This window comes from Micromonospora craterilacus (genome assembly GCF_003236315.1).
Classification (GTDB): Bacteria; Actinomycetota; Actinomycetes; order Mycobacteriales; family Micromonosporaceae; genus Micromonospora; species Micromonospora craterilacus.
Window position 1 is genome coordinate 1 of sequence record NZ_POTY01000522.1, and the last position, 836, is coordinate 836.

The following is an 836-nucleotide window of genomic DNA, read 5'->3' on the forward strand; positions in this document are numbered from 1 at the left end:
GTGCCGGCGGTGCTCATGTCACCACCGGGAACCCGCTGGCGGCGGCCACGGCGTCCAACTCGGCGCGCAGCTCGGCGGCGGGTGGGTAGTGCCCGTCGCGTTCCAGCAGCACCGCCGGCGGGCGCTGCCGGGCGCACAGTGCGGCGAGCAGGTCGAGCACCGGCGGGGGGACCGGGTCGGTGTGCGTGTCGTGGTAGAAGCCACCCTGCTCGGCGCCGCCCGCGACGTGCAGGTACGCGACCCGCTCCAACGGCAGGCGGTCCAGCAGCGCGAGCGGGTCGGTGCCCCGGTTGCGGGCGTTGGCGTGCACGTTGGCGATGTCGAGCAGCAGCAGCGCGTCGGTGCGCTCCAGGATCTCGCTCAGGAACGCGGCCTCGTCGAGTTCGTCGTCCGGCCAGTCGAACAGAGCCGCGATCGGTTCCAGCGCGATCGGTACGGGCAGCTCCGACTGGGCCCGGGCGACGTTGGCGCAGACCACGTCGACCGCCTCCCGGCTGCGCGGCAACGGCAGCAGATGTCCGGCTTCCAGCCCGCCGGCCCGGACGAAGGCGATGTGCTCACTGACTAGCGGCGCCGCCAGCAGTTCGGCGACCGCCGCCAGGTGGGCCACCCGGGCCGGCTCGACCGGCTCCACGCCGCCGAGGGACAGCCGCACCCCGTGCGGTACGACGGTCACGCCGCGCTCCCGCAGCTCGACCAGCGCGTCCGGCGGCGGGCCGGCGACCGGCACCGCCTCGGCGATCACCTCGACGAAGCGCAGGCCGGGCAGCTCGGCGACGAACCCGGCGATCTCCGGCCGCCAGCCGATGCCTACCCCGTGCGGGCCGGTCATCCGC

General features: G+C 75.2%; 1 protein-coding gene. It reads right to left on the reverse strand.

The window, feature by feature from the left end:
• Positions 1-13: 13 nt before the first annotated feature.
• Positions 14-832 (reverse strand): MbnB/TglH/ChrH family RiPP precursor modification enzyme, encoded by an 819-nt coding sequence (locus C1I95_RS34215; protein WP_111220265.1) that lies wholly within the window; start codon positions 830-832, stop codon positions 14-16.
• Positions 833-836 lie beyond the last annotated feature (4 nt).